At 59.8% G+C, this 23966-nt stretch carries 19 protein-coding genes; 6 read left to right on the top strand and 13 right to left on the bottom strand.

The annotated features are described in order from the left end of the window. Positions 1-88: 88 nt before the first annotated feature. The 8 genes from L8H52_RS06555 to L8H52_RS06520 form a co-directional block, all read right to left on the bottom strand. Entirely contained in the window at positions 89-1066 is a 978-nt protein-coding gene (locus L8H52_RS06555; RefSeq protein WP_242206169.1) for a FecR domain-containing protein, read from the bottom strand. Further along, positions 1067-1582: a sigma-70 family RNA polymerase sigma factor gene (locus L8H52_RS06550; RefSeq protein ID WP_242206167.1), complete on the bottom strand. Its 516-nt coding sequence runs from the start codon at positions 1580-1582 to the stop codon at positions 1067-1069. An 85-nt stretch (positions 1583-1667) separates the two neighbouring features. Beyond that, the gene (locus L8H52_RS06545; protein WP_242206165.1) at positions 1668-2852 is read right to left on the bottom strand and encodes an aminotransferase class V-fold PLP-dependent enzyme; all 1185 of its coding nucleotides are present in this window, start codon (positions 2850-2852) and stop codon (positions 1668-1670) included. 13 nt (positions 2853-2865) lie between these two features. Further along, a complete protein-coding gene (locus L8H52_RS06540) occupies positions 2866-4107 on the bottom strand; it encodes an MFS transporter (RefSeq protein WP_242206163.1) in 1242 nt (413 codons plus the stop codon). A gap of 13 nt (positions 4108-4120) precedes the next feature. After that, positions 4121-5971, bottom strand: a complete 1851-nt coding sequence (locus L8H52_RS06535; protein WP_242206161.1) for an IucA/IucC family protein — start codon at positions 5969-5971, stop codon at positions 4121-4123. A gap of 36 nt (positions 5972-6007) precedes the next feature. Beyond that, entirely contained in the window at positions 6008-7168 is a 1161-nt protein-coding gene (locus L8H52_RS06530) for an NAD/NADP-dependent octopine/nopaline dehydrogenase family protein (RefSeq protein WP_242206158.1), read from the bottom strand. 28 nt (positions 7169-7196) lie between these two features. Beyond that, complete coding sequence (locus tag L8H52_RS06525) at positions 7197-8240, bottom strand: cysteine synthase family protein (RefSeq protein ID WP_242206156.1); 1044 nt, start codon at positions 8238-8240, stop codon at positions 7197-7199. A 14-nt stretch (positions 8241-8254) separates the two neighbouring features. Then, positions 8255-9649, bottom strand: a complete 1395-nt coding sequence (locus L8H52_RS06520) for a Y4yA family PLP-dependent enzyme (RefSeq protein ID WP_242206154.1) — start codon at positions 9647-9649, stop codon at positions 8255-8257. 613 nt (positions 9650-10262) lie between these two features. On the opposite strand from L8H52_RS06520, the gene L8H52_RS06515 reads away from it, so the two are divergent. From L8H52_RS06515 to L8H52_RS06500, 4 genes are all read left to right on the top strand, one after another. Next, positions 10263-11153, top strand: a complete 891-nt coding sequence (locus L8H52_RS06515) for a CoA ester lyase (RefSeq protein WP_242206152.1) — start codon at positions 10263-10265, stop codon at positions 11151-11153. After that, the gene (locus L8H52_RS06510; RefSeq protein WP_242206149.1) at positions 11143-11580 is read left to right on the top strand and encodes a ParB N-terminal domain-containing protein; all 438 of its coding nucleotides are present in this window, start codon (positions 11143-11145) and stop codon (positions 11578-11580) included. The genes L8H52_RS06515 and L8H52_RS06510 overlap by 11 nt, the downstream gene beginning before the upstream one ends. A 110-nt stretch (positions 11581-11690) precedes the next feature. Beyond that, on the top strand, positions 11691-13907 hold the full coding sequence (locus tag L8H52_RS06505) for a TonB-dependent siderophore receptor (protein ID WP_242206147.1): 2217 nt from the start codon (positions 11691-11693) through the stop codon (positions 13905-13907). 132 nt (positions 13908-14039) lie between these two features. After that, complete coding sequence (locus L8H52_RS06500) at positions 14040-14420, top strand: fe2+ zn2+ uptake regulation protein (RefSeq protein WP_242206144.1); 381 nt, start codon at positions 14040-14042, stop codon at positions 14418-14420. A gap of 14 nt (positions 14421-14434) precedes the next feature. Here the strand turns inward: L8H52_RS06500 and L8H52_RS06495 are convergent, their stop codons facing one another. Continuing rightward, positions 14435-15040 carry a response regulator transcription factor gene (locus tag L8H52_RS06495; protein ID WP_242206142.1) on the bottom strand — a complete coding sequence of 202 codons (606 nt, stop codon included), beginning with the start codon at positions 15038-15040 and terminating at the stop codon, positions 14435-14437. 114 nt (positions 15041-15154) lie between these two features. On the opposite strand from L8H52_RS06495, the gene L8H52_RS06490 reads away from it, so the two are divergent. Beyond that, a complete protein-coding gene (locus tag L8H52_RS06490) occupies positions 15155-16771 on the top strand; it encodes a hybrid sensor histidine kinase/response regulator (protein ID WP_242206139.1) in 1617 nt (538 codons plus the stop codon). A 102-nt stretch (positions 16772-16873) separates the two neighbouring features. Here the strand turns inward: L8H52_RS06490 and yecR are convergent, their stop codons facing one another. The 4 genes from yecR to L8H52_RS06470 form a co-directional block, all read right to left on the bottom strand. Further along, positions 16874-17182: a YecR family lipoprotein gene (gene yecR, locus L8H52_RS06485; RefSeq protein ID WP_242206137.1), complete on the bottom strand. Its 309-nt coding sequence runs from the start codon at positions 17180-17182 to the stop codon at positions 16874-16876. 192 nt (positions 17183-17374) lie between these two features. Then, complete coding sequence (locus tag L8H52_RS06480; RefSeq protein ID WP_242206135.1) at positions 17375-18022, bottom strand: hypothetical protein; 648 nt, start codon at positions 18020-18022, stop codon at positions 17375-17377. A gap of 552 nt (positions 18023-18574) precedes the next feature. Continuing rightward, positions 18575-19747: a cystathionine gamma-synthase gene (locus tag L8H52_RS06475; RefSeq protein ID WP_242206133.1), complete on the bottom strand. Its 1173-nt coding sequence runs from the start codon at positions 19745-19747 to the stop codon at positions 18575-18577. Beyond that, a complete protein-coding gene (locus tag L8H52_RS06470) occupies positions 19744-21120 on the bottom strand; it encodes a pyridoxal-phosphate dependent enzyme (protein WP_016987096.1) in 1377 nt (458 codons plus the stop codon). The genes L8H52_RS06475 and L8H52_RS06470 overlap by 4 nt, the downstream gene beginning before the upstream one ends. Before the next feature lie 423 nt (positions 21121-21543). Between L8H52_RS06470 and metE the strand changes: the two genes are divergently transcribed. Beyond that, positions 21544-23832, top strand: coding sequence for a 5-methyltetrahydropteroyltriglutamate--homocysteine S-methyltransferase (gene metE / locus L8H52_RS06465; RefSeq protein ID WP_242206567.1), 2289 nt, complete (start codon positions 21544-21546; stop codon positions 23830-23832). Positions 23833-23966 lie beyond the last annotated feature (134 nt).

Genomic DNA, 23966 nt, shown 5'->3' with positions numbered 1-23966 from the left:
AGCCTATGAACAGGACGGAAAGGTGCTTCTCCCCATTTGCCAGTCGAGATCAGAAAAAGTATCACCGGGACGGTAAATATTTTTTCACTCAGGCCGGGGAGAGCATGACCCAGTAGCCATTCAGATGGCCGCTGACGAGGATCGGGTAGGTTTGCGCCAGCATGTTCAAGGTGCGTTGACTGTCGCTGATCGGGTAAGCGCCGGAAACGCGCAGATCGGCAAGCGCCGGATCGAGGCGCACGAAGCCACGGCGATAGCGCGTCAGTTCCTCGACGAAGTCGGCCAGGCGCATCTTGTCGGCCATCAGCATGCCTTGCGTCCAGGCACCGACATAACGGTCGGCAACGCTGAGCTGGCCAAAGGTGTGGGACGAGAAGTCGGTGCGTTGACCGGCGTTGACGATCAGCGGCGTGCTCTGTTGATTGTCCGCGAGTTCGACTTTTACCGCGTCTTCCAGCACCGCAAGGTGGGTGCGCGGTTGCAGTTCGCGCACGGTGAAACGTGTGCCCAGTGCCTGCATGCGGCCCTGACGGGTGCTGACCATAAAGGGCCGTGCCAGCGGCGAAATGTCCGGGGCGGTCTGCACCAGTATTTCGCCTTCGCGCAGGTGAATGAGGCGTTGATCAGCGTCGAACAGCACGTCGATGGCGGTGTCGGTGTTCAGGGTGATTTTCGAGCCGTCGGCCAGGGTCAGCTCGCGTTGCTGGCCAATTGCAGTGTGGTAGTCGGCTGACCATTGCTGCGACTCTGCCAGCTTCCAGCTGCCCCAACCGGCCGGCAGGATGGCCAGAATCATCGCCAGTTTGCCCATTGCCGCACGCCGTTCCGGGCTGCTTGGGCGGTCGAGTGCCGACATTGCCAATGACGGTGGCAGGCCGCCGAGTTTGGTCTGTAACAGCTGCGCACGAGCCCAGGCACGAGCCCGCTCTGGCGTGCTGGCTTTCCAGCATTCCCACTCGCCGCGCTCGCTGTCAGTGAGTTCGCCATCACTCATGCGGATCAACCAGTCGGCGGCTTCCTCCAGCGCCTGCTGATCGAGGTGTGGTTCATTGCGCCGTGCGAGCATTCACTCCACCAGCAACAGACACTGCACGAAGGCTTGCTTCATGTAGCGTTTGACGGTGATCAGCGACACACCCAGCTGTTCGGCAATGTCGTCGTATTTCAAACCGCTGATTTGCGACAGCAGAAAGGCACGTTTGACCAGCGGCGGCAGGGCATCGAGCATCGCGTCGATTTCGTGCAGGGTCTCCAGCACCATGAAACGCAATTCGGGCGAAGGTACTTCCAGCGCCGGCACATGGGCGAGGGCTTCGAGATAGGCGCGCTCCAGCGCCTTGCGCTGATACCAGTTGACCAGAATGCCCTTGGCCACGCAGCTCAGATAGGCGCGGGGCTGTTCAATGACGGTGACTTTCGAGGCGAGGATGCGCGTGAAAGTGTCCTGCGCCAGATCCGCCGCATCCATGGCGTTACCCAGTTTTTTTCTCAGCGTTGCGTACAGCCAGCCGTGATGGCCGCTGTACAGGGCTTCGATCGCGCGCAGGTGATTGGCATTATTCGCGGGAAGGGTTTCGCTCATGGCTGCAGATTTTCATGCAATTGAGAAGTATTCCCAATGCTAGTTTACAAAGCCTGTGTGACGCAAGCGCCGATTGGTGTCCAGTTCAGGCTCGCGGCAGACGGTGCAGCGCGGCGATCAGCGTGTCGATTTCCACCTCGGTGTTGTAGGCGTGCAACGAGGCACGGCTGACCTCCAGCAAGTCTCTGTGTTGCATGTCGAGCAGGGTTGAGCGGAAGGTCGATGTGCTAACGTTGATGCGCTTTTTCTGGCCGGCCAGCCATTGCTGAATGTGTGCGGCGCTGCTGTCGCGATGCGTAAACGTGACGATGCCGGACTTCTGCACCCCGAGGTCTCGCGGCGTGATACCAGCAATATCTGCCAGTTGTCGGCGCAGGTAATCAGCCAGTTGCTGAATCCGCAGCCACATCGGTTCGATGCCTTGCGCCAGCGCGTATTCCACTGCCGCACCGAGACCGAGTTTGGCGGCGACGTTGCATTCCCAGTTCTCGAAACGTCGTGCATCGGTGCGGATCTTGAATATCTCGGCGTTCTGTAAAGACGCCGCATGCAGGTCGAGAAACGCCGGTTCCAGATTCTGGCACAGAGACTTTTCGACATACAAAAATCCCATCCCCCGTGGCCCGCGCAGGTATTTGCGGCTGGTGGCGGCGAGCATGTGGCAGCCGATTTTCTGCACATCGATCGGCATCTGCCCGACACCCTGGCAAGCGTCGAGCAGAAACAGCACGCCGGCCGCGCGGGCGAGGGCACCGATCTGCTCGATGGGTTGCACCGGGCCGCCATTGGTGGCGATCACCGGCAGGGAAATCAGCGCAACGCGATCGTCGTCGAGCATGTCCTTTAAGGCCGGCAGTGAAACCTGGCCGTGCTCATCGTTGGGGATGACCCGAATCTCGATCCCCCGGCGCTGCTTCATTTGCAGATAAGGAATGTAGTTGCCGGCGTACTCGGTGGTCGACGTCAGCAGCACATCGCCGGGTTGCAGCGGTAACGAATAGAACGCCATGTCCCAGGCACGGGTCGCGTTTTCGATGATCGCGATTTCATCGGGTCGAGCGTTGAGCAAACGGCCGATAGCGGCGTAAACGTTTTCCACTTCGGCCGACTGCTGCCCGGCCGCTTCGTAGCCGCCCAGACTCGCTTCAAGCTGAATATGTCGGGTCATCGTTTCGATCACCGGCGCGGGCATCAGCGCCGCGCCGGCATTGTTGAAGTGGATCAGTTGCGCGACGGCAGGAGTGTCGGCGCGCAGTTGTTCAATGTTCAAAAGCAGACTCCTTTCATTCCCCGTCCGGGGCAGGGCTCGGCTGCATCGCCGCCGGCCAGTAGCGCAGGGCGACAATCGGGATCAGTGCGACGACGTAAGCGAGGCAAACAAACAGATAGGTGTACTGCAAGCCGTAGACCTGACTGAGCAGACCACCGGCAGAAATCCCCGCAATCGAAGCGAATTGCGCAGTGCCCTGAGCGATGCCCAGCACATGGCCTTGCTGTGAGCTGTCAGCGGTTTTCGAGATCAGCGCCATCAGCACCGGTGTGGTTGCACCCAGCAGCACGCCCCAAATGAAGTAGGCAATAACAAACACCACCGGGTTGTGAGTCACGCCCGCCACAGCGGTCAGGACGATGCAGCCGATGACCACGTAAGTCATGCGTTGCAGGGTGTCCTGCTGACCACGGTGTTCGAAATAGCGCGACCACGCCGTGGCCGACAGAATGAAGCCCAGGGCCAGTAAGCCGTAGCAGAGGCCGACCACCGAATTGCTGACCTCGAACACCGAGCTGACATACAGCGAAAACGAAGTCTGCGGCAGCATTCGCGCCAGCAACAGAATGCCCATCACACCGAGCAGCGAGAGCAATGGCGAGCCTTGCCAGAGACTGCCGGAACGAACCGGCGCAGCCTTGTCGACGACCACGGCTTTCTTCACCGGCGGCACGTCCGGCAAGGTCACGGCGGCGATCACGGTACACACCGCACACAGCGCCGAGGCGATGATGTTGATCCAGAAGAACGTCGCGTAATCGAGGATCAGACCGCCGACCACCGCACCCAGCAGCGAGCCGACATTGGTCGAGATTTGCAGAATGGCAAACAGCCGTGCCCGTCGCGACGGCGCTTCAATACTGACGCCATAAGCCTGTGCCGGCGCGATATAGCCGGCAAACGCGCCTTGCAGAAAACGCAGGATCAGAATGACCCAGATATCACTGAAGAGGGCCAGCCCCAGTTGGGTCAACGCCAAACCGGCGAGCGCGCGGATCATCATCAACTTGTGGCCGTAGCGATCGCCGATGCGGCCCCAGAAGGCACTGGTGAGAATAATGCCCAGCATCGGCCCGACGTACACGGCGATGCTGGCGAAGCTGAAAACCGACTCGGAGGCGGTCAGCCCACGCAGGTGGACAGGCCAGAACGGCCCGCTCATTTCCATCGCGCCCATCGACACCAACTGGATCGCAAATAGAAGATAAATCAGGATTCTTACTCTCGAACCCTGGATGGCACCTGCATGGGACATGAGTCAGCCTCGGTTAAACGCTAGCGAGCGGGTTGGTCAGGGTGTGCTGCAAACGATAGTTGCTGTACTGCATCATGTGCATGCGCAGCAACGAACGAGTCGGCCATGGGTCTTCGACGAACGCTTTGTGTTCGACTTCCCAGACATCAGGCGCGACACGATCACGCACGGCCTCGAAGGCAAGGTCGGTTTCCTCGCGCAGAATCTGCCACAACCGTGTGTTATTGAAGCCGTACTCTTTGGTCAGCCACAGGGCGATCTCATGCAGGTGCGTCAGGAACGCCGCGTCCAGCACAAACATGCGCACCGGCTCGATATCACCGGAGAACACCGTCGGCAGAATGCCCGGCTGTACGTGCGGTTGCAGGCTGAATCCACGGCCTTCCAGCAACGGCGCGTAAGTGCGGCCATCGCCGAAATCGCGGATCAGCAGACTACGTGCTTTGCCGTCCGGGGAGAACAGCACCATGGTGTTTTGCTGGTGCGCCTCAAGGCCGATGCCGTACATCAAGTAGATCGCCACCACCGGATGGGTGACCACTTTCGCGTACTCGCGGAACCAGTTCTCGACCTGCGCAGCATTGGCGCGCACGCCGTCGCGCTCGATCAGATCAGTGAGCAGCGGACGACCACTGCCCGGCAAACGGGTGAACAGCGATGCGACGGTAATCGGCAGGCAATCATCCTCGCGTTCGAACGCTGGAGCACTGGTGCGATAGACCACAGACAGATGCCGGCCCGGATGATCGTCCTGAGTGACGGCGTTTTTGTAGCGCACACCGATTTCTTCCGGGAAGATTTCCAGGCGTTGATCGAAGCCGTTTTCCGCCTGCAAAATCTGGCTGATCACCGTGCTGATGCGCGGCCCCATGTGAATCGACTTGGCTTGCAGGCTGCGCAGTTCGCTGGTCATCCACACGGCGATGGGCAGTTTGATCAGCGGCGCGCTTTCATCCAGCACCGGCATCATCGTGCGATACGACATGGTCGGCAGGGTTGGCAGGTCTGGACCGTCGGTGATCAGAATGCCATCGGCGATTTCCTGCGCGAAGGTTTCCAGCACGTAGGCTTGTAAATGCCAGCTGTGGATCGGCAAGGGCAACCACTGGTTTTCGTCCAGCCCCTTGCTGTTGAGCGAGGCTTTCCATTGCGTCCATTGCGTCGGGAAGTTTTCAGCGAACCAGGCGCGGTAATCAACCACGTGCGGCATGCTTTCGCTTTTCGCGTTGTCGGCACGCAACGCGGCGATGCGCAGCGGCACTTGTGCGTTGAACTCCGGTGACAGCTGCTCGACTTCCTCATCGGTGAGGCCCGGGCGCGCCTTCCACGTCGGGTAATAAGGATGACCTTCCAGCGAACCCCACTGGTCGAGCAGAATGGCGGCATCCTTGGTTTTGGCGTGCTGGCGCAGATAGTCGGTGAAGCTGCTCAGCCCATGATCCTTGGCCGCTTGCTCCAGTCGGGCGTTCCATTGCTGACGATGCTGGCGGGCGTGGGCGTCGTTGGTCAGGCTGTTTTCCATGTCGGATTTGAGCCCCGCGATACCGTCGTCGGTCGGCGCGAAGTCGAAGCTGTCGCGCAGCACATCAAGCATGTCCTGGTGGCTGGTGATGACCTGGCGTACGCCTTCATCGGTCACCAACACCACGTCACCGTCGTTGACCACGGTATCGGCCGGGCCTTTGGCGATGGCGGAAAAGGCCAGATGGGCGCGACCGCCCTTGAGCGGGTAAGTCGCCTCGTGGCCCTCGACGGAAAAGCTCAGGGCCGAACGGTCGAGGATGTTTTCCGCAAACAGGCAACGCACCAGACGGCGCATGGCGTTTTTGCGGGAGTAGGCGATCAGTGTCTTGAAGTCATCCATATCAGCGGTCTGCTCGTCGAAAATTGAATAGAGGGATCAAGCGGCGGCGCTTGTCGTGTGTGGCCATTGGCGCGGGAAATAGTCGAGTGCCGAGCCGCGCAGGCCATCCATGTAGGCCACGCTCCACTGCAGGACTTCCTCGATGTAAGGCACCTTGAGGTCAAAACGCTTGGCCATTTCCACCAGCAGCACCAGGCCGTAGGCGACGTCTTCGTTGAAGGCGCGACTCTCGCGCTCGATCACGTAACCGGCGCGGTTGTCCGCGGCCGGCACCATCGGTGCGAGGATGTCGTTGTAGGCCTGATTGGTACGCAGGATCGAGAGCATGCTGCTCTGGTCGCGGATCTGCTCGCCGTAGGCCTCGACGATTTCCTGTTTCAGGGATTTCACCGAAGACAGGTCGATGCCCAGACGCTGGCTGATCACCGCGCACAGTTGCTGGCTTTCCTGATCCATGCGTTCTAGGAAATACGCGCCGAGTTCCGGGCACTCGGTCCACCAGCACATGCGTTGCGGGAAGATCTTGCGATGCCATTGGCCGTAAGGGCCGATGAGGCCGTAGATCACCGAGCTGTGCATGATCGGGTTGCCCGGCGTCAGGGTGATCTCCAGAAAGTGGTCAAGCATCGTCACGCACGGGCCGTACAGCCGCGTGAGTGTTTTCTCCAATTGGCGGCGCGCGGTTTGCGGCTCTCGGGCATGGGTCGCGACATACAACTGGCTCTTGCCGCCGCCCATTTTGATCGAACGTCCCGGGGTCAATTCGAACGCTGTGTGCGGGACATCCTTCATGCCCCAGATCACCACATTCGGCCGGTCGGGCAGGGTTGCTTCGGCCAGCCAGTCGAAACCGCAGAAGCCGGGAATGGCGCCGATGAATACCGGTTTGCTGGTGGTCAGATGCGGTGCGATGTCCTTCAGGGTTTGCGAGCGGGCATGGGCCGGCACGGTGATGATGACGATGTCAGCATCTTCCACCGCAGCCCTGGCATCGCTGGTCACTCGATCCAGTCGGGCGCTCAGCGTCGAGCCGTCCGGCAACAAGGCCTGCATCGGCGTTTGGCGGGCGTGCTGTTCGATGACCTCCTGATTGTGGGTGTGCAGCGAAACCTGAACATCGGGCAGTTGCTTGAACAGGATGGCATTGAGATGGCCGGTCCTGCCGCCACCACAGATGGCGACTTTCAACAGATTCATCGAGAGGCGTTCCTGTGTGAGAAGTGGGTCATGCGACGCTCAGTTGCAGCGGCGCGGAAACGGCGTCCAGCCATTGGGTCTTGCCCAGCCAGGCATCCAGTTGCGGGGCGATGCTCGGGTCGATCAGGTCGCGCTCTTGCAGCCAGTTGTCGTCGAACACGGTGTGCAGGTATTTCTCGCCGCCGTCGGCGATCGGCACCACGACGTTGCCGGTCAGCACGCCTTTGTGGATCAGCTCCAGCGCCTTGAAAATCGCACCGCCAGTCGAGCCGCCGACCAGCAAGGCAAAGTTTCGCGCGATGTAGCGGGCGGTTTCGAACGCCTGCGAGTCGCTGACTTGCACGCCCAGATCGATGCAGCTGTAGTCGAGCACCAGACCCACGGTGTCGCCGGCCGGCGTGCCGGTGCCGGATTGGTAATACGGATAGCCAGGGTGACCGAAGACAATCGAACCGGCTGGTTCCACCGCGACGGTGACGGTGTCCGGGTTGTGCACTTTCAAGCCGCGAGCGATGCCGGTCATCGAACCGCCAGTGCCGACACAACCGACGTAAGCGCCGACCACGCCTTCAGCCTGCACGATGGTTTCGCGGACGAAATCACTGTAGCCGCCGGCATTGGCGGCGTTGTCGGACTGGTTCATGAACACCGCGCCGGGAATCTCGCTCGCCAGTTCGGCGGCCATCTGTTGGCGCTCGACCACTGCCACTTCATCTTCGCGATAGGTGCCTTTGACGAAACGAATGTCGGCACCGAGGGCTTTCATCACGGCGATCTTGTCTTGCGCGGCGTGGTGATCGACCACGGCGATGAAATGCAGACCGAACTCGACGGCTGCCATGGCCAGACCAATCCCGGTATTGCCCGACGATGACTCGACCACCACGCCACCGGGTTTCAATCGACCGGACTTGAGCGCCGCCAGCACCATGTTGCGCGCCATGCGATCTTTGATACTGCCGCCGGGGTTGTTCTTTTCAATCTTCAACAACAAACGGGCATCAGTATCCGGAATATCAATACCCAACATTGGCGTATTGCCAATAAGGTCAGAAACTTTAGTCAAGATCATTGCAATTGTTCCCTTTAGTAGTCAGGTGAAAACGCATAGTTACCTTCCGTACAACAGGTCGCCGTCAACCGCCGGGGCAGGGGATGGCGATGAAACTCGTTTTCCAGCAAATCCATCTGATAGCCGGCGGTATTGATGTAAATCAATAAGTCACCGGCGTGCGGTGCCGTCGCAAAGTTGATAAGGCGATGGGTGATGACGTCATCGTCCAGGCAACTATGGCCGGCGATATAAGCTTGAATCGGAGGGTGTGGCTGGTGTGTGCTGCTGACAAGTATCGGATCTATCAGGTATTCCGAGGCAAACCAGGTTTCGCAGGCGCTGAAACTGCTGCCCTCCACGAAGATGACGGTTTTGTTGTCGGCCAACTGTTTGCTGCGCGTGACGCGAAATATTGAAATGGCTGCTTGGTTAACCAGACTTCGGCCGGGCTCGAGTGCCAGTGTTATTTGCTGGGTCTTCAAGTAATTGGCAATAGACAATCCGTGAGAATGCTCGGCTTCGAGTAATAACGTCAGCCATTGTGTCGCGGTCAATTCACTGCCGTAAGGGTAATAAGAGGCTGGAACTTTGTGGTTGTAATAGTGGCTGGGGTTATTGTCGTTTTGCAGGAATCGAGCATAGGCCTGCGGTTCGACATAACGAATTGGCAAGCCGCCACCGATGTCGATCATCTGCGGATTCAGGCCCATTTCCCTGGCAGCCTCGATGAATCCGGTGACCTCACGAAAGGCTTGCGCACGAGATTCGAATCCATAGCCGCCGAGGTGGAAATGGAAACCTTCCAGGTGAAAACACTCAGGTTGCCTGGTCAGCCGTTGCAGGCAATCGAGCAGATCTTCCGCGCCCATTCCGAATCGGCTTTTCTGGCTGCTTTTCGGCCTGTAACGCAGTAAAACTCTGGCTTTCGTGGGCGCTTCCTGTGTTGCGAGCGCATCGTGCAGGTGATCGAATTCCTCCAGCGAATCGACACAAATCAATGAACCGGCACTGATCAATGCCTGATGAAAAACGGCTGTTTTAGCCGGTCCTGTGGCGCAGATTTTTGTGCCCGACACGCCTGCGCGCAGGGCGGCATGCAGCTCGTGAATGCTCGACACATCGACGCCGATCGCCGAATTTGCGGCAGCGCCGAGCATGCTCTGCGACTTGTTGGCCTTGGCGCCGTAGAAGAGCGCATGCGCTACGTTGTACTGCTTCAGTACCGTCAGCAAGGCTTGCGTGTTCATTTCAAAGGCATGGGGCCAGACCACATTCAATGGCGAACCATATTGTTCTACCAAGTCCGCAAGTGTGCTCGGGAACTTGTTGATAAACGTGGAAATAACCGGGTCGATCAGCGGCGTTAACATCTCCGGATGATGAACTTTATATGGTTGTTCAGTAGCAGGTTTATTTGCTCTAGACATAGTTAACCCCTAGCGTCGAAAAATACGTCGCCATTGATAGTTCGATCACCGATCTTTCTCGGTGTATAGAGTCTTTTTTTTGCTCGTCAGATACGAGGCTTTAAAAACTCGGGGGCGGATGCCAAATGAAATCCGCTATTGGATCCGAAGGCCTGGTCGTAATAAATGGTTCACAAAACAATTGCATGAGAACCCCTTTCCATAGGTTTGTACGAGTGTTCGAATTGGCCGCTAGTTGCTGGCCAATCCCCTGTAAAGACCCGTGTCTGATGTTCAAGTGATATCAGCGACAGGTATTTCCCGAGATAACGATAACGTGCTTTGAAGCGAGGATAGTTCCTCTTGGCGGCGTGAACAATATTGCGAACAGGAACGATTATCAAGTAAGGTTTTCAAATATTTTTGAATAAAGACCTGCTCAAGGCGAATCCATGAACGTGTATTTACACGCTCAAGGACGCGTTCGCCCCGAGATAAAAAAGTCCGTTAATTCCTTGAACAATAAGGCGTTAAGGGCTGTTGCGATAAGTCCCGGAACGGCAGGTAAAACCGCCGCTCAAGGGGCCTGAAAATTTTCAGAAACCACGACTGGTTCACGCCAAGGAGCAACGCCATGCAATCCGATCGACTCAGCCGCAAAGCGCCACTCGCGATCAGCTACCTGTTCGTGCCGGGCAATCGTCCCGAGCGATTCGCCAAAGCCTGCGAAGCAGGGCCGGACGCGATCATTCTCGATCTTGAGGATGCCGTTCATCCGGACAGCAAGGCCGCCGCCCGTGACGCCATTCGGGCGTGGCAGGAGAAAACGCCGAACGTTGCCTGTGAGCGTTACATTCGCCTCAACAGCGTCAGCAGCGCGTTGTTTGACCAGGACCTGAGCTGGCTCGGCGACACGCGTTACCCCGAGCGCTGCGACGGGATTTTCCTGCCCAAGGCCGAATGTCCCGAAGCCCTGACGCGGGTGGTCGAGGGCCTGCTGGCGTGGCAGCCGGCACTGAAGATCGTTGCGATCATCGAGACCGCCAAAGGCCTGCAGCAGGTTGAATCAATCGCCGCGATTGCGGGGCTGACGCGGCTGGCGTTCGGCTCGCTGGATTTTTCGCTGGACATCAACTGCAGCCAGACCCCGGAGGCGTTTTTGTTCGCCCGCAACCGCATCGTGCTGGCTTCGCGCACGGCGGATCTGCCGTCGCCGATCGATGGTGTGACGCCGGCCATCAGCGATTTGGCGGTGGTCGGCAAGGACTCGCATTACGCCCGTTCGCTGGGCTTCGGCGCCAAGCTGTGCATCCATCCCGGTCAACTGGCCACGGTGCAACGCGCCTTCCTGCCGGACTCACGCCAGTTGGCCTGGGCCGATCGCGTGATGCGAGCGGTGGCGACGGGCAGCCACGCGGTGCAAGTGGACGGCGAGATGGTCGACTTGCCGCTGATCGAACACGCTCAGCGACTGCTCGAGGTGGCCAGCCTGCACGCGCCGGTTGACCGCGCCGATGCCTGCTGAATCCCCGGCGAATCAGGAGATCACCATGGAACACGGTTATCAGATTGCGCTGCGGCCACTGTGCGAAGTGTTGCAATCGGAGCAGGTCGACCCGGCCAACGTGACGCTGCTGCGCGAGTCGATTGTCCGTGCCGGGCATTGGCTGGAGCCGATCATCGTCGAGCGTTCGCGTGGCATCGTCATGGACGGCAATCACCGGTTCAACGCCGCGTTGCAGCTGGGCTTGAAACGGGTGCCGTGCATCCAGCTCGATTACACCGATCCGCGAGTCTGCGTGCGGCACTGGCAAACCGGGCAGGCGTTCGAGGTGGCGCGGATTTTCACCACCATCGCTCGCGGCGAGATTTTCCCTTACAAGACCACCCGGCACGCGTTTGACCCAGCGTTGCCGCTGGTCGCGATTCCGCTGGAGCGCCTCTACGCCTGAGCCTGCTCGAGCCACGGCAAAAAAACTTTACTGCGGGTGATACTTTTTCGCAGATCGACTGGCAATAGGAGTGATTACCATTTTCCCTCGATGAAAAGGATCCTCACGTCATGCCTGTTGTCAGTCGTCCTTGCGGTGAGCGGGTGTTAGCACTCGCCGTGCGTACCGCCATGCTGAATTTCGTTTTGGTCGCAGGAAGCGCCAACGCTTGGGCCGCCAGCCCCGAGCAACCAGGCGTGACTGCCGACCCGACTTCGAACGCCGCGCCGGACGCGCTGACCCTCGACACCACCAACGTCAACGCTCGTTACAACAGCGCGACGGCGTTGCCGGAAACCCTCGCCGGTGGCCAGGTGGCGCGCGGTGCCCGGTTGGGCATGATGGGCAACAAGGACGTGATGGACACACCGTTCAGCGTCACCAGTTACACCGCCAAAACCCTCGCTGATCTGCAAACCGTGACCGTCGCCGACGCCCTGGAACGCGATCCTTCGGTGCGCTCGACCGGGCAGACTGGCGGTATCGTCGATTCGTTTTTCATCCGTGGCTTCCCGATTGGCGAAGGCAACCTTGGTGAGCTGGCATTCGACGGCGTCTACGGTGTCGCGCCGAATTATCGGGTGTTCACCGACTACGCCGAGCGCGTCGAAGTGCTCAAGGGGCCGGGCGCGCTGATGTACGGCATCTCGCCCAACAGCGGCGTCGGCGGTGTGATCAACATCGTGCCCAAGCGGCCGCTGGATGAAGACCTGACCCGATTCACCGGCACCTATGCCTCGGACTCTCAGGTCGGTGGGCATCTGGACCTGAGTCGTCGCTTCGGTTCGGAAAACCAGTTCGGCGTGCGCTTCAACGGCAATTTGCAAGGCGGCGACACGGCGATTGATGATCAGCATCGCGATCTCGGTATCGGCGCGATCGCTCTGGATTATCGCGGCGAGCGTCTGCGCTTGAACCTCGATTACCTCAGCCAGAAAGAAAGCTGGGAGGGCGCTTCGCGGCCCTTCACCATTGCGCCGGGCGTTGATGTGCCGTCTGCGCCGAACGGCCGCACCAACCACTCGCAGGACTGGGGCTGGTCGGACACCAAAGAGCAGTCAGCCTTGCTCGGTGGCGAATATGACCTGACGGATAACGTCACCGTGTTTGCTCATGCCGGTGGCGGCAAGTCCGACGTCAAGCGGCTGTCCGACCAGGTGCCGAGAATCCTCAATGACGCCGGCGATACCAGCAACATTCCCGGTTACTACAAATTCAACGTTGATCGCTCGACGGCAGACGTCGGTATGCGTGGTGTGTTTGCCACTGGCCCGATCACTCACACCACCACGGTCATGGCGACCCGGTATCAGGATGAGCTGTCACGCGGCATCAACAACGGCACGCCGATCCTGTCGAATATCTACCATCCGGTCGACAGGCCGCAGCAGTACATCAACTCGCCAAAAGTGTTGCGCGTTTCCGAGTCGGAGCTGTCCGGTGTGGCGCTGACCGACACGATGTCGATGCTCGATGACCGCTTCCAGTTGACCCTTGGCGTGCGTCGTCAGGACATCGAATCGCGTAACTACAACGCGGCCGGTGCGGTCAGTTCGAAATACAAGGACAACGCCACGAGCCCGCTGGTCGGCGTGGTGGTCAAGCCCTGGCAAGACATTTCCCTTTACTACAATTATGTAGAAGGCCTGAGCAAGGGCGACATCGCCCCGGGCACGGCGTCCAACGCCGGCGAAACCTTCGCCCCGTACGAGTCCAAACAGCACGAGATCGGCGTCAAGTATGAACACGGCACGTTCATGACGACGTTGGCGTTGTTCCAGATCGAGAAGCCAAGCGGCGAAGTCGGTGCCGACAACGTGTTCTCGGTGCAGGCCGAACAACGTAACCGTGGTATCGAGTTGAGCATGTTTGGCGAAGTGGCGCCGGGCACGCGGTTGATGGGCGGTGTGACGGTGCTCGACGGCGAGTTGACCGATTCGGCGACCAAGGCTAACCGTGGCAACAAACCGGTCGGCGTACCGGACGTGCAGGCCAATCTCTGGGCCGAATGGGACACGCCATGGCTTGAAGGCTTTACCCTCACCGGCGGTGCGATCTACACCGACAGCCAGTACGTCAACCAGGCCAACACTCAGGAACTGGATGCCTGGACCCGCTTCGACGCCGGCGCGCGTTATGCGACAAAAATCGAAGGCCGGCCAACGACGTTCCGCGCCACCGTGCAGAACGTGTTCGATCGTGAGTACTGGTCGGGCGTGGCGTCCTACGGGGCGTTCTCGCCGGGTTACCCGCGGACCTTGCAGCTGTCGGCCACGGTCGATTTCTGACGGGGCGGGAAGGGCGGCGCTGTCGTCACCTTCTCTATAGAAAGTCACGATCACGTTGCCTGTTCGACACGTGGTTGGCAGGCGGGAAGCAGCTGCAACCCGCCTGAACATTTCAGAAAGGGAGTATTCGCCATGTTTAACCACCCAGGCGTTGGCGCTGTAAACGCACCTTCAGCGTTTCGGACAGCGAACAACCCGTTGGCCTTTGAGTTTGATCGCAGCGCCAATGCGCATATTCGCGAACTGCTGCGCCACTTCGGACTGCGCACCAGCCTGATCCGCTTCAAAGTGATCAATGCACTGGTTGTGGCCGGCCGTGACGGACATGGGGTCGGGGTCAATGGCGTGCATGCTTTTGTCGAGTCTTCATCGCCCGAGCTGTCGTTTGTCAGCGTGCGCGAAGTGCTCAAGCGTCTGGGGGAGGAGGGGCTGATCGTGCTCGGGAGCGACAAGACCTACCGATTTTCCTCTGAGGCCATGGAATTGCTGCAGCAATACACCGATCATCCGTAGGCGCTGCCGAACGCCTACAGAGTCCCCGTATATTTCACGGCGGCCGCTGCCCGGGAGGGCACGTTCAGCGTGCGTAATAAAGAAGAGACATGAATGCGCACCGTGAACGGTGAGATATCCAGTTCGCGGGCGATTTCCTTGTTGGTCTTGCCTTGAGCGATCAAGCGCAACACATCCTGCTGACGAGGTGTGAGGGCGGCGCCGGTTTCCAGCGGCAGCAGGCCCGACGGCGCAAACTTCACCAGCACTTCACCTTGGCGAATCGCCAGAATCGCCTGGCCGATTTCATCCGGGGCGATGTTCTTGCCGATAAAACCGTCGATCCCGGCGGCCATGACTTCGCTGATCAGCGACTCATCATCAACCATCGACACCACGATCAACGTGGTGCGCGGCAGGCGCCGACGCAGGTCGGCGAGCTGGCTGACACAGGTGAGTCCGGGGAAACGCAGGTCGAGAATCAAGGTGTCTGGTTCGTCACCCAAGGGCAGCAGAGCCAGCACCGCGTCGAGGTCGCCGGCTTCGTCGATAACGGCAGCGGGCAGCAAACGCTGGACTGTGCGCAGCATCGCTTCGCGAAACAGCGGGTGATCGTCGGCTATGATAATTCGGCATGTCATGGCGTGACCCTCCCTGGGTCAGGCGTTGCTCAAGGCCTGCACATTAGCACCGGGCGCGCCTGTTGCCTGTAGATTCCTTCTGATTTTGACGAATGCCGCACAAGGACGTTTACCATGAAGTTCGAGAAAAACACCGAACTCGACCAAGCCAATCTGCGCATTATCATTGCCACTATCGCCGTGGTTTATATGCTCATACTGGGGTTTTTGCCGGGCCAGCGCTTCGATACCTATCTGCCGGTAATCACCTACATCATCGTGTTTTTGCTGGCCTCGATTGCACTGCGCCAAGCCATTGCGCGCTGGCCGGGGCATTACCCGGCGCGGCGGATTTTTGCCATGGTTCACGATTACACCGGCACCTGTTTTGGCCTGGTGGTCGGTGGCGAGGCGGCGTTGCCTCTGTATGCGGTGATTATCTGGGTCAATCTGGGTAACGGCATGCGCTATGGCTCGCGTTATCTGGCGATTGCCACGGCGCTGGCATTAGTGGCGTTGCTGTGTGTCTATCGGCTGACGCCGGTGTGGCAAGCGCAACCGTTCATGGTGTTGATGCTGATGCTCACCAGCACGGTGATCCCGTTCTATGCGCACTTGTTGCTGGAACGCACGCGCAAGGCCTCCGAAGAAGCCGTCGCAGCGAATCTGGAAAAATCGCGATTTCTCGCTCAGGCCAGTCATGATTTGCGTCAGCCGATTCATTCGATTGGTCTTTTTACTGCGTGTCTGCGTGAGTCGCGGTTGGGCGAGGAGGAGCGGCGTCTGGTCGATAACATCGACCGATCGCTGCTCAACGTCTCGCAATTGTTCCGTTCGATTCTCGACCTGTACACCCTCGATAACGGCCGGGTTCTGCCTAAATTGCAGGTGTTCAATTTAGGTCAATGGCTCGCGGAGCTGATTAACCAGAATGCCGAAGCGGCGCGTTGGGCCGGCGTGGAGTTGCGTTTGCGCCCCTGTGAATATTGGGTGCAAACCGATCCGGCGTTGCTCGCGACCATGGTGCAGAACGTGCTTTCCAACTGCTTCAAATATGGCGCGCAGCGGCCGGTGCTGATCGGCGTGCGCCGGCGCGGAGCGGGGCTGGCCATCGTGATCTGCGATCAGGGCAACGGCATTGCCGAAGAGCATCTGGCCAAGGTGTTCGAAGAGTTTTATCGGGTGCGGCAAGTGCGCGACAAAGACGTCGAAGGCGTGGGGTTGGGGTTGTCGATCGTCAAGCGATTGGGTGAATTGATCGGAGTCGGCGTTGCCTTGCGCTCGCGGCTCGGGCGGGGAACGGCGGTGACTTTGTACGGCTTGCCGATCACCGCGCCGCCGCAGGTAATGGACAATCGTGATGACGCACGTCAGGTCGGTTTGCTGACCGGGTTGAAGGTATGTCTGGTGGAGGATGATCGCAACGTATTGCTCGCGACTTCGGCGTTGCTGGAGCGTTGGGGCTGTGTGGTTCAGGCCGAGCTGAGCGGGCAGGATCTGATGACCGACTGCGACATCATCGTCGCCGACTATGACCTCGGCACCCACGCCACTGGCATCGAGTGTATTGACGATGTGCGCAAGCGCAGAGGCAGGGCGGTTCCGGCGATGATCATCACCGGGCACGACGTCGAGAAAATCCAGGCAGCCCTGCAAGACCGTGACATTGCCATTCTGTCCAAACCGGTTCGCCCGGCCGAACTGCGCGCAACCCTGCGAGCGCTGCGCGACTGCGAAACCCAAACCCTGTAGGCGCTGCGGCACGCTGCGATCTTTTGATCTTCATTTTCAGGATCAAAATCAAAAGATCGCAGCCTCGTTGCACTCGACAGCTCCTACAGGGTTAGTGCTTGTTCAGCGCTTGCACAGGTAATCCTGGGTGATGGTGGTCTGCAGGCAGTTGTATTGCCCCATGGTGCGGCAGTTGTTTTTCTCGGAGCCGGTGACCTCGGCGTTTTTGTAGCCCCAGGTCTTGCAGCGTTGCGCGGCGACGGTCAAGCCTTGTTCGGCGCTGGTCTGGCCGCTTTCGAATTGGCCCAGGTCATAGGAGACCTGAACGATACCATCGTTTTTGCTGCCGCCGGTGGCTTCCCATTGTTTGGGGGTGGCGCAGCCGGTCAGGAACAGGGCGCTGAGGGTGAGTGTTGCGATCAGGGATTTCATGGTGTTTCTTCCTTGGTGTTGTTCTGTTTTCCAGGCACAACGATCCCGCGCATTGCGAACAGGCAACGCTGGGGAACATCGGGGGTTGCGGGGGAATATAACGTCAGGGGAGAGGGCGGTCGATTAGCACAAATGTGCTAGTGCGGCGCGCAACAGACGGCTCGCCGGAGCCGCCCGTTGGGCCAAGGAAGATTATTGTGGGCTGTTGAACTGATCGGAATAACTGCCCGTCATCAACGCGGAGGCAACACGATCAGAACCGACCCCGACGCGGGAATAGGCAACCCGGTTGACGCCGGTGCGATCGGCGCCATCCGCAGCCAGTGCGCCCGCCCCGACATGGTCGGCGCCATCAGAAGCCACCGCGCCTGCACCGACATGATCAGCACCATCAGAAGCCATGGCACCCGCACCGACATGGTCGGCGCCATCAGAAGCCACGGCGCCCGCACCGACATGATCAGCACCGTCAGAAGCCACGGCACCGGCACCGACATGGTCGGCGCCATCAGAAGCCACCGCGCCTGCACCGACATGATCGGCGCCATCAGAAGCCACCGCGCCTGCACCGACATGATCAGCACCGTCAGAAGCCACGGCACCCGCACCTACATGGTCGGCGCCATCAGAAGCCACCGCGCCTGCACCGACGTGATCAGCCCCGTCAGAAGCCACCGCACCTGCACCGACATGGTCAGCGCCATCAGAAGCCACCGCCCCGGCACCCACATGATCCGACCCGTCGGACGCCAACGCCTGCGGCTGCGCCGCCCAGACATTGGGCACCACAACGGTCGCCACGACCGCCAGAAGCACGCCTGACAACAGCTTGTGTTTCATAGTTTTCTCCAAGACCCGGCAGCCACAAAGCGACAAGGCATCGCTCGTCGTATGCTCGCTGGCACTGCGACTCATTGGCCTGGGTCAGTCTGGTTGGCGAAAGGCACGGGCACACCATCAGGCGTGCGGGTGTCGACAAATAATGATCTGACCGATTGAGTATAGATCGCGATATCGAGGTGTCGCGGCGGGGGGATCGGCGGGCGTTAGGCGCTTCGCTTCCTGCCCGATTCGGGCAAAGCTCAAATTGGTCTAAAAACGCTGGGGCGCTCGGGCGAGCCTTTGCTAGGCTCAAAGATGTAGGCGAAGACGCAGACTGATGCGCAATCGGATAGCAAGGGGGCGTGGGGCGCGCTCCGAAAGGTACACGGTTAGAAAGATCTCCGCGCTGAGATCCTGCCCTTATGCCGTGTGAAGCAGCCGAGGCCGTACCTTTTCAATGTGGCCCGGTACTGTGGGAAGCCCGATAAACCTTGTAAGCCAGAGACCAGCACTGGCCGCCTGCTCGAACACCAAAGCCCGCTTCGTGCGGGCTTTGTCGTTCCTACAAGGTCAGATCGATTGCAGCGCCTGCGCCAGGTCGGCGCGCAGGTCTTCGACGTCTTCAACGCCCACCGACAGCCGCACCAGACCATCGCCGATGCCCAGTCTGGCGCGGGTATCCGCCGGAATGGTCGCGTGAGTCATGATCGCCGGGTGCTCGATCAGGCTTTCCACGCCACCGAGACTTTCCGCCAGGGCGAAGATCTTCACGTTCTCGAGAAAGCGCCGCGCGCCATCCAGATCGCTGTTCAGATCCACGGAAATCATCCCGCCGAAACCGCGCATCTGACGCTTGGCCAATTCATGCTGCGGGTGTGAGGCCAGCCCCGGGTAGTAGACGCGCTTGACCTGCGGCTGTTGTTCCAGCCACTGCGCCAGATTCAGCGCGTTGCTGCAATGACGTTCCATGCGCAGTGCCAGCGTCTTCACCCCGCGCAGGGTCAGAAACGCATCGAACGGACCGGCAATCGCACCGACCGCGTTCTGCAGAAAGCCGAGTTTTTCGGCCAGTTCTTCGTTCTGGCCAACCACGGCGATACCGCCGATCACATCGGAGTGGCCGTTCAGGTACTTGGTGGTCGAGTGCAGCACGATGTCGAAACCCAACTCCAGCGGCCGCTGGATATATGGGCTTGCGAACGTATTGTCGGCCACGCTGATGATCCCGCGGGCGCGGCAGATACGGGCGATAGCGGCGAGGTCCGACAGGCTCAGCAACGGGTTGGTCGGTGACTCGACAATCACCAGGCGTGTGTCGTCCTGCAGCGCCGCTTCGAACGCCGCCAGGTCAGTCAGATCGACGTAGCTGAAACGGTGTCCGGCACTGCGCTGACGGACCTTGTCGAACAGGCGGAACGTGCCGCCGTACAAGTCATTGCCGGAGATGACGTGCGAACCGGCATCGATCAGTTCGAGCACCGTGGAAATCGTCGCCAGCCCGGAGGCGAACGCGAACGCCTGAGTGCCGCCTTCAAGATCCGCCACACAACGCTCCAGGGCAAACCGCGTCGGGTTGTGCGAGCGGCCGTAATCGAAACCCTTGTGCACGCCGGGGCTGTCTTGCAGGTAGGTGGAGTTGGCGTAGATCGGCGGCATCAGCGCGCCAGTGGTCGGGTCCGGCGTCTGCCCGGCGTGGATCACCCGGGTCGCGAAGCCTTGGGATTTATCGTCGTGCTGACTCATGCGAGGGATCTCCGTAATTGGTTGAGCATGTCGGTGCGGGTGATCAGGCCATGGAAGCCCGATGCATCGGCAATGATGGCGACGAGGCCACGGCTGAGCACCGCTTCCAGCTCGGCAAGGCTGGCGCCGGGCGCCAGGGTTTGCAGCTTGTCGGTCATCACGCTGGACACCGATTGGCTGAAGCGCGCGGCGTCTTCGTGCACCGGCAGGAGGATGTCCGATTCGTCGATCACACCGACCAGTTGCTTGCCTTCCACCAGCACCGGCAATTGCGAGACATCGGCCAGACGCATGCGCTGGAACGCGGTGAGCAGGGTGTCGTCAGGGCCGACACTGATCACGCGGCCATCCTCGAAACGGCGGGCGATGAGGTCGCGCAGATCGCCATAGCCTTTGCGCTGCAACAGGCCTTGATCGGTCATCCACTGATCGTTGTAGACCTTCGACAGATAGCGCGTGCCGGTGTCGCAGACGAAACTCACCACGCGTTTCGGCTCGGTCTGTTCGCGGCAATAACGCAGCGCGGCAGCGAGCAGGGTGCCGGTCGACGAACCGCCGAGAATACCTTCAGCCTTGAGCAACTGGCGGGCGTGATCGAAGCTTTCTTCATCGCTGATCGAGTAGGCGTGGCGCACGCTGGAGAGGTCGGTGATCGACGGAATGAAGTCCTCGCCGATACCTTCCACCGCCCATGAACCGGGCGTTGGCAGAGAGCCGTCGCGGCTATATTGCGCCATCACCGAACCGACCGGATCGGCCAGGACCATTTCCAGATCCGGCTGCACACGCTTGAAGAAGCGACTCAGGCCTGTCAGCGTTCCCGCCGAACCGACACCGACCACGATCGCATCCAGATCATGCTCGGTCTGCGCCCAAATCTCCGGCGCAGTGCTGCATTCATGAGCAAGCGGGTTGGCCGGGTTGTTGAACTGATCGGCGAAGAATGCGCCGGGAATGTCTTTCGCCAAACGGGCGGCGACGTCCTGGTAATACTCGGGATGGCCCTTGCCGACGTCGGAGCGGGTGATGTGCACTTCGGCGCCCATGGCCTTCAAGTGCAGGACTTTCTCGGTGGACATTTTGTCTGGCACCACCAGCACCACGCGATAACCCTTGGCGCGGCCAACCAGTGCCAAGCCCAGGCCGGTGTTGCCGGCGGTGGCTTCGACGATGGTGCCACCGGGTTGCAGACGACCATCACGCTCGGCGGCGTCGATCATGGCCAGACCGATGCGGTCCTTGATCGAACCGCCGGGGTTCTGCGATTCGAGTTTGAGAAACAGTGTGCACGGCCCGGTATCGAAGCGGGTGACTTGAACCAGCGGAGTGTTGCCTATCAGCCCAAGGACGGCAGGGCGTGATTCCTTTGACATTTCTTCACCTCTTAATGGTGTTGATCGCGTTCCAATCGCGGGGAAAAGACTCGCGTGCAACATAGGCTCAGACATCGGCTGTCGCAACCTTTAGTCGGTCGCCAATACAGCCATTTCGATCTAACGATAGATCGAAATCAGAGACCTGCCGGGGCGAGTTCGGGGGCGTTTACACAGAGGCGTCATCGAATTTTCAAAGGGCGTCTTCATAGCGACGAACAGCTTGAATTGCCGAGAAACTTCCTGCTGCAAAAAACGTTCAGCTGTCGCGCGCTGTCTTGGCTCGGCAGTGTTTCCAGGTGTCAGGTTCTTATTATTTGATCATGAGGGAAACTCGTGTTGATCGAGATTAAATTGAGTTTGTCTCACTAGCGACCGATGCCGACAATGGCCGCCATCAACAAGACATTGGAGTTGTTTGTTATGGCACTGGCCCATTCCCTTGGATTTCCGCGCATCGGTCGCGACCGCGAACTGAAGAAAGCGCAAGAGGCGTTCTGGAAAGGAGAACTGAACGAGGCCGGCCTGCGCGAAGTGGGTCGCGAGTTGCGCAAGGCTCACTGGGATTTGCAGAAAAACGCCGGCATCGAACTGCTGCCGGTCGGCGATTTCGCCTGGTACGACCAGGTCCTGACGCATTCGCTGATGTTCGGTGTGATTCCTGAACGCTTCCGTCCGCACGACGGCAAAGCCAATCTGCAGACCCTGTTCGGCATGGCTCGTGGCGTCAGCGACAGTTGCTGCGGCGGTGCACACGCCCAGGAAATGACCAAGTGGTTCGATACCAATTATCACTATCTGGTCCCGGAATTCAGCGCGGATCAGCAGTTTCAGTTGGGCTGGGAGCAGTTGTTCGAGGAAGTCGAAGAAGCCCGTGCACTGGGCCACAACGTCAAACCGGTGATCATCGGCCCGCTGACTTATCTGTGGCTGGGCAAGGCCAAAGGCGCCGAGTTCGACAAGCTCGAATTGCTTGATCGCCTGCTGCCGCTGTACGGCCAGATTTTCTCGCGCCTCGCCGCGCAGGGTGTCGAGTGGGTACAGATCGACGAGCCGATTCTGGTGCTGGATCTGCCGCAGGAATGGAAGAACGCTTTCGAGCGTGCCTACAACCAGATCCAGCGTGATCCGCTGAAAAAACTGCTGGCCACGTACTTCGGTGGCCTGGAAGAAAACCTCGGTCTGGCGGCCAACCTGCCGGTCGACGGTTTACACATTGATCTGGTGCGCGCACCGGAACAGTACCCGACCATTCTCGATCGTCTGCCGGCTTATAAAGTGTTGTCCCTGGGTGTGGTCAACGGCCGTAACGTCTGGCGCTGCGATCTGGAAAGTGCCTTGGCGACGTTGCAGCATGCCCATGAGCGTCTGGGTGAGCGGCTGTGGGTCGCGCCGTCCTGCTCGCTGCTGCACAGCCCGGTGGATCTGGGCCGTGAAGACAAACTCGATGCCGAGTTGAAAAGCTGGCTGGCCTTTGCCGTTCAGAAGTGTGAAGAAGTGGCTGTTCTGGCGCATGCCGTCAATGAGCCTGAGGCGCCGAAAGTGTTGCGCGCACTGACTGAAAGCCGTTCGGTGCAGGCGGCCCGCGCGGCCTCGCCGCGCATTCACAAACCGGCCGTTCAGGCGCGTGTTGCCGCGATTACGGCCAAGGACAGTCAGCGTCAGTCGCTGTTCGCCCAGCGCATCGCCAAGCAGCGCGCCGGACTCGATCTGCCATTGTTCCCGACCACGACGATCGGTTCGTTCCCGCAAACCGCTTCGATCCGTCTCGCGCGTCAGTCGTTCAAGCAAGGCAAGTTGAGCGCAGCTGAATATACCGAAGCGATGCACAGCGAAATCCGCCACGCGGTGGAAATCCAGGAGCGTCTGGGCCTCGATGTGCTGGTGCACGGTGAAGCCGAGCGCAACGACATGGTCGAATATTTCGCCGAGCAACTGGACGGCTATGTGTTCAGCCGTTTCGGCTGGGTACAAAGTTACGGTTCGCGCTGCGTCAAACCGGCAGTGATTTTCGGCGACCTCAGCCGTCCGCAAGCCATGACCGTGGAGTGGATCCGCTATGCCCAAGGCCTGACCGACAAGGTCATGAAAGGCATGCTGACTGGCCCGGTGACCATGCTGATGTGGTCGTTCCCCCGTGAAGACGTCAGTCGTGAAGTGCAGGCGCGGCAATTGGCGCTGGCGATCCGCGATGAAGTGGTGGATCTGGAAGCCGCCGGCATCAAGATCGTGCAGATCGACGAAGCGGCGTTCCGTGAGGGGCTGCCGTTGCGTCAGGCGCAGTGGCAGCATTATCTGGACTGGGCGACGGAAGTGTTCCGCCTGTGCGCCTCCGGTGTGCGCGACGAAACGCAGATCCACACGCACATGTGCTACAGCGAGTTCAACGATGTGATCGAGTCGATTGCGGCGATGGATGCCGACGTGATCACCATCGAGACTTCGCGTTCGGACATGGAATTGCTGGACGCCTTCGAAGCCTTCGCTTACCCGAACGAAATCGGCCCGGGCGTCTACGACATCCACTCGCCACGCATCCCGGATGCTTCGGAAATGGCTAATCTGCTGCGCAAGGCTGCCAAGCGGATTCCGGCCGAGCGGCTGTGGGTCAACCCGGATTGCGGTTTGAAAACCCGTGGCTGGCCGGAAACAGAAGCGGCGCTGGTGCACATGGTCACCGCTGCCCGGCAACTGCGTAAAGAGCTGGCCTGACACTCTGGCTGCATGAAACACAACACCTGTGGGAGCGAGCCTGCTCGCGAAAGCGGCCTTTCAGTCAACATCAATGTTGGATGATCTGCCGCCTTCGTCGGATCGCCGCCCGGAGCAAGCTCGCTCCCACAGGG

It is taken from the genome of Pseudomonas sp. CROZ-RG-20F-R04-15 (genome assembly GCF_022662375.1).
In the GTDB taxonomy this organism is placed as follows: Bacteria; Pseudomonadota; Gammaproteobacteria; order Pseudomonadales; family Pseudomonadaceae; genus Aquipseudomonas.
The sequence above is the reverse complement of the archived record's forward strand: the minus strand, read 5'-3'. Positions and strand labels throughout refer to the sequence as shown.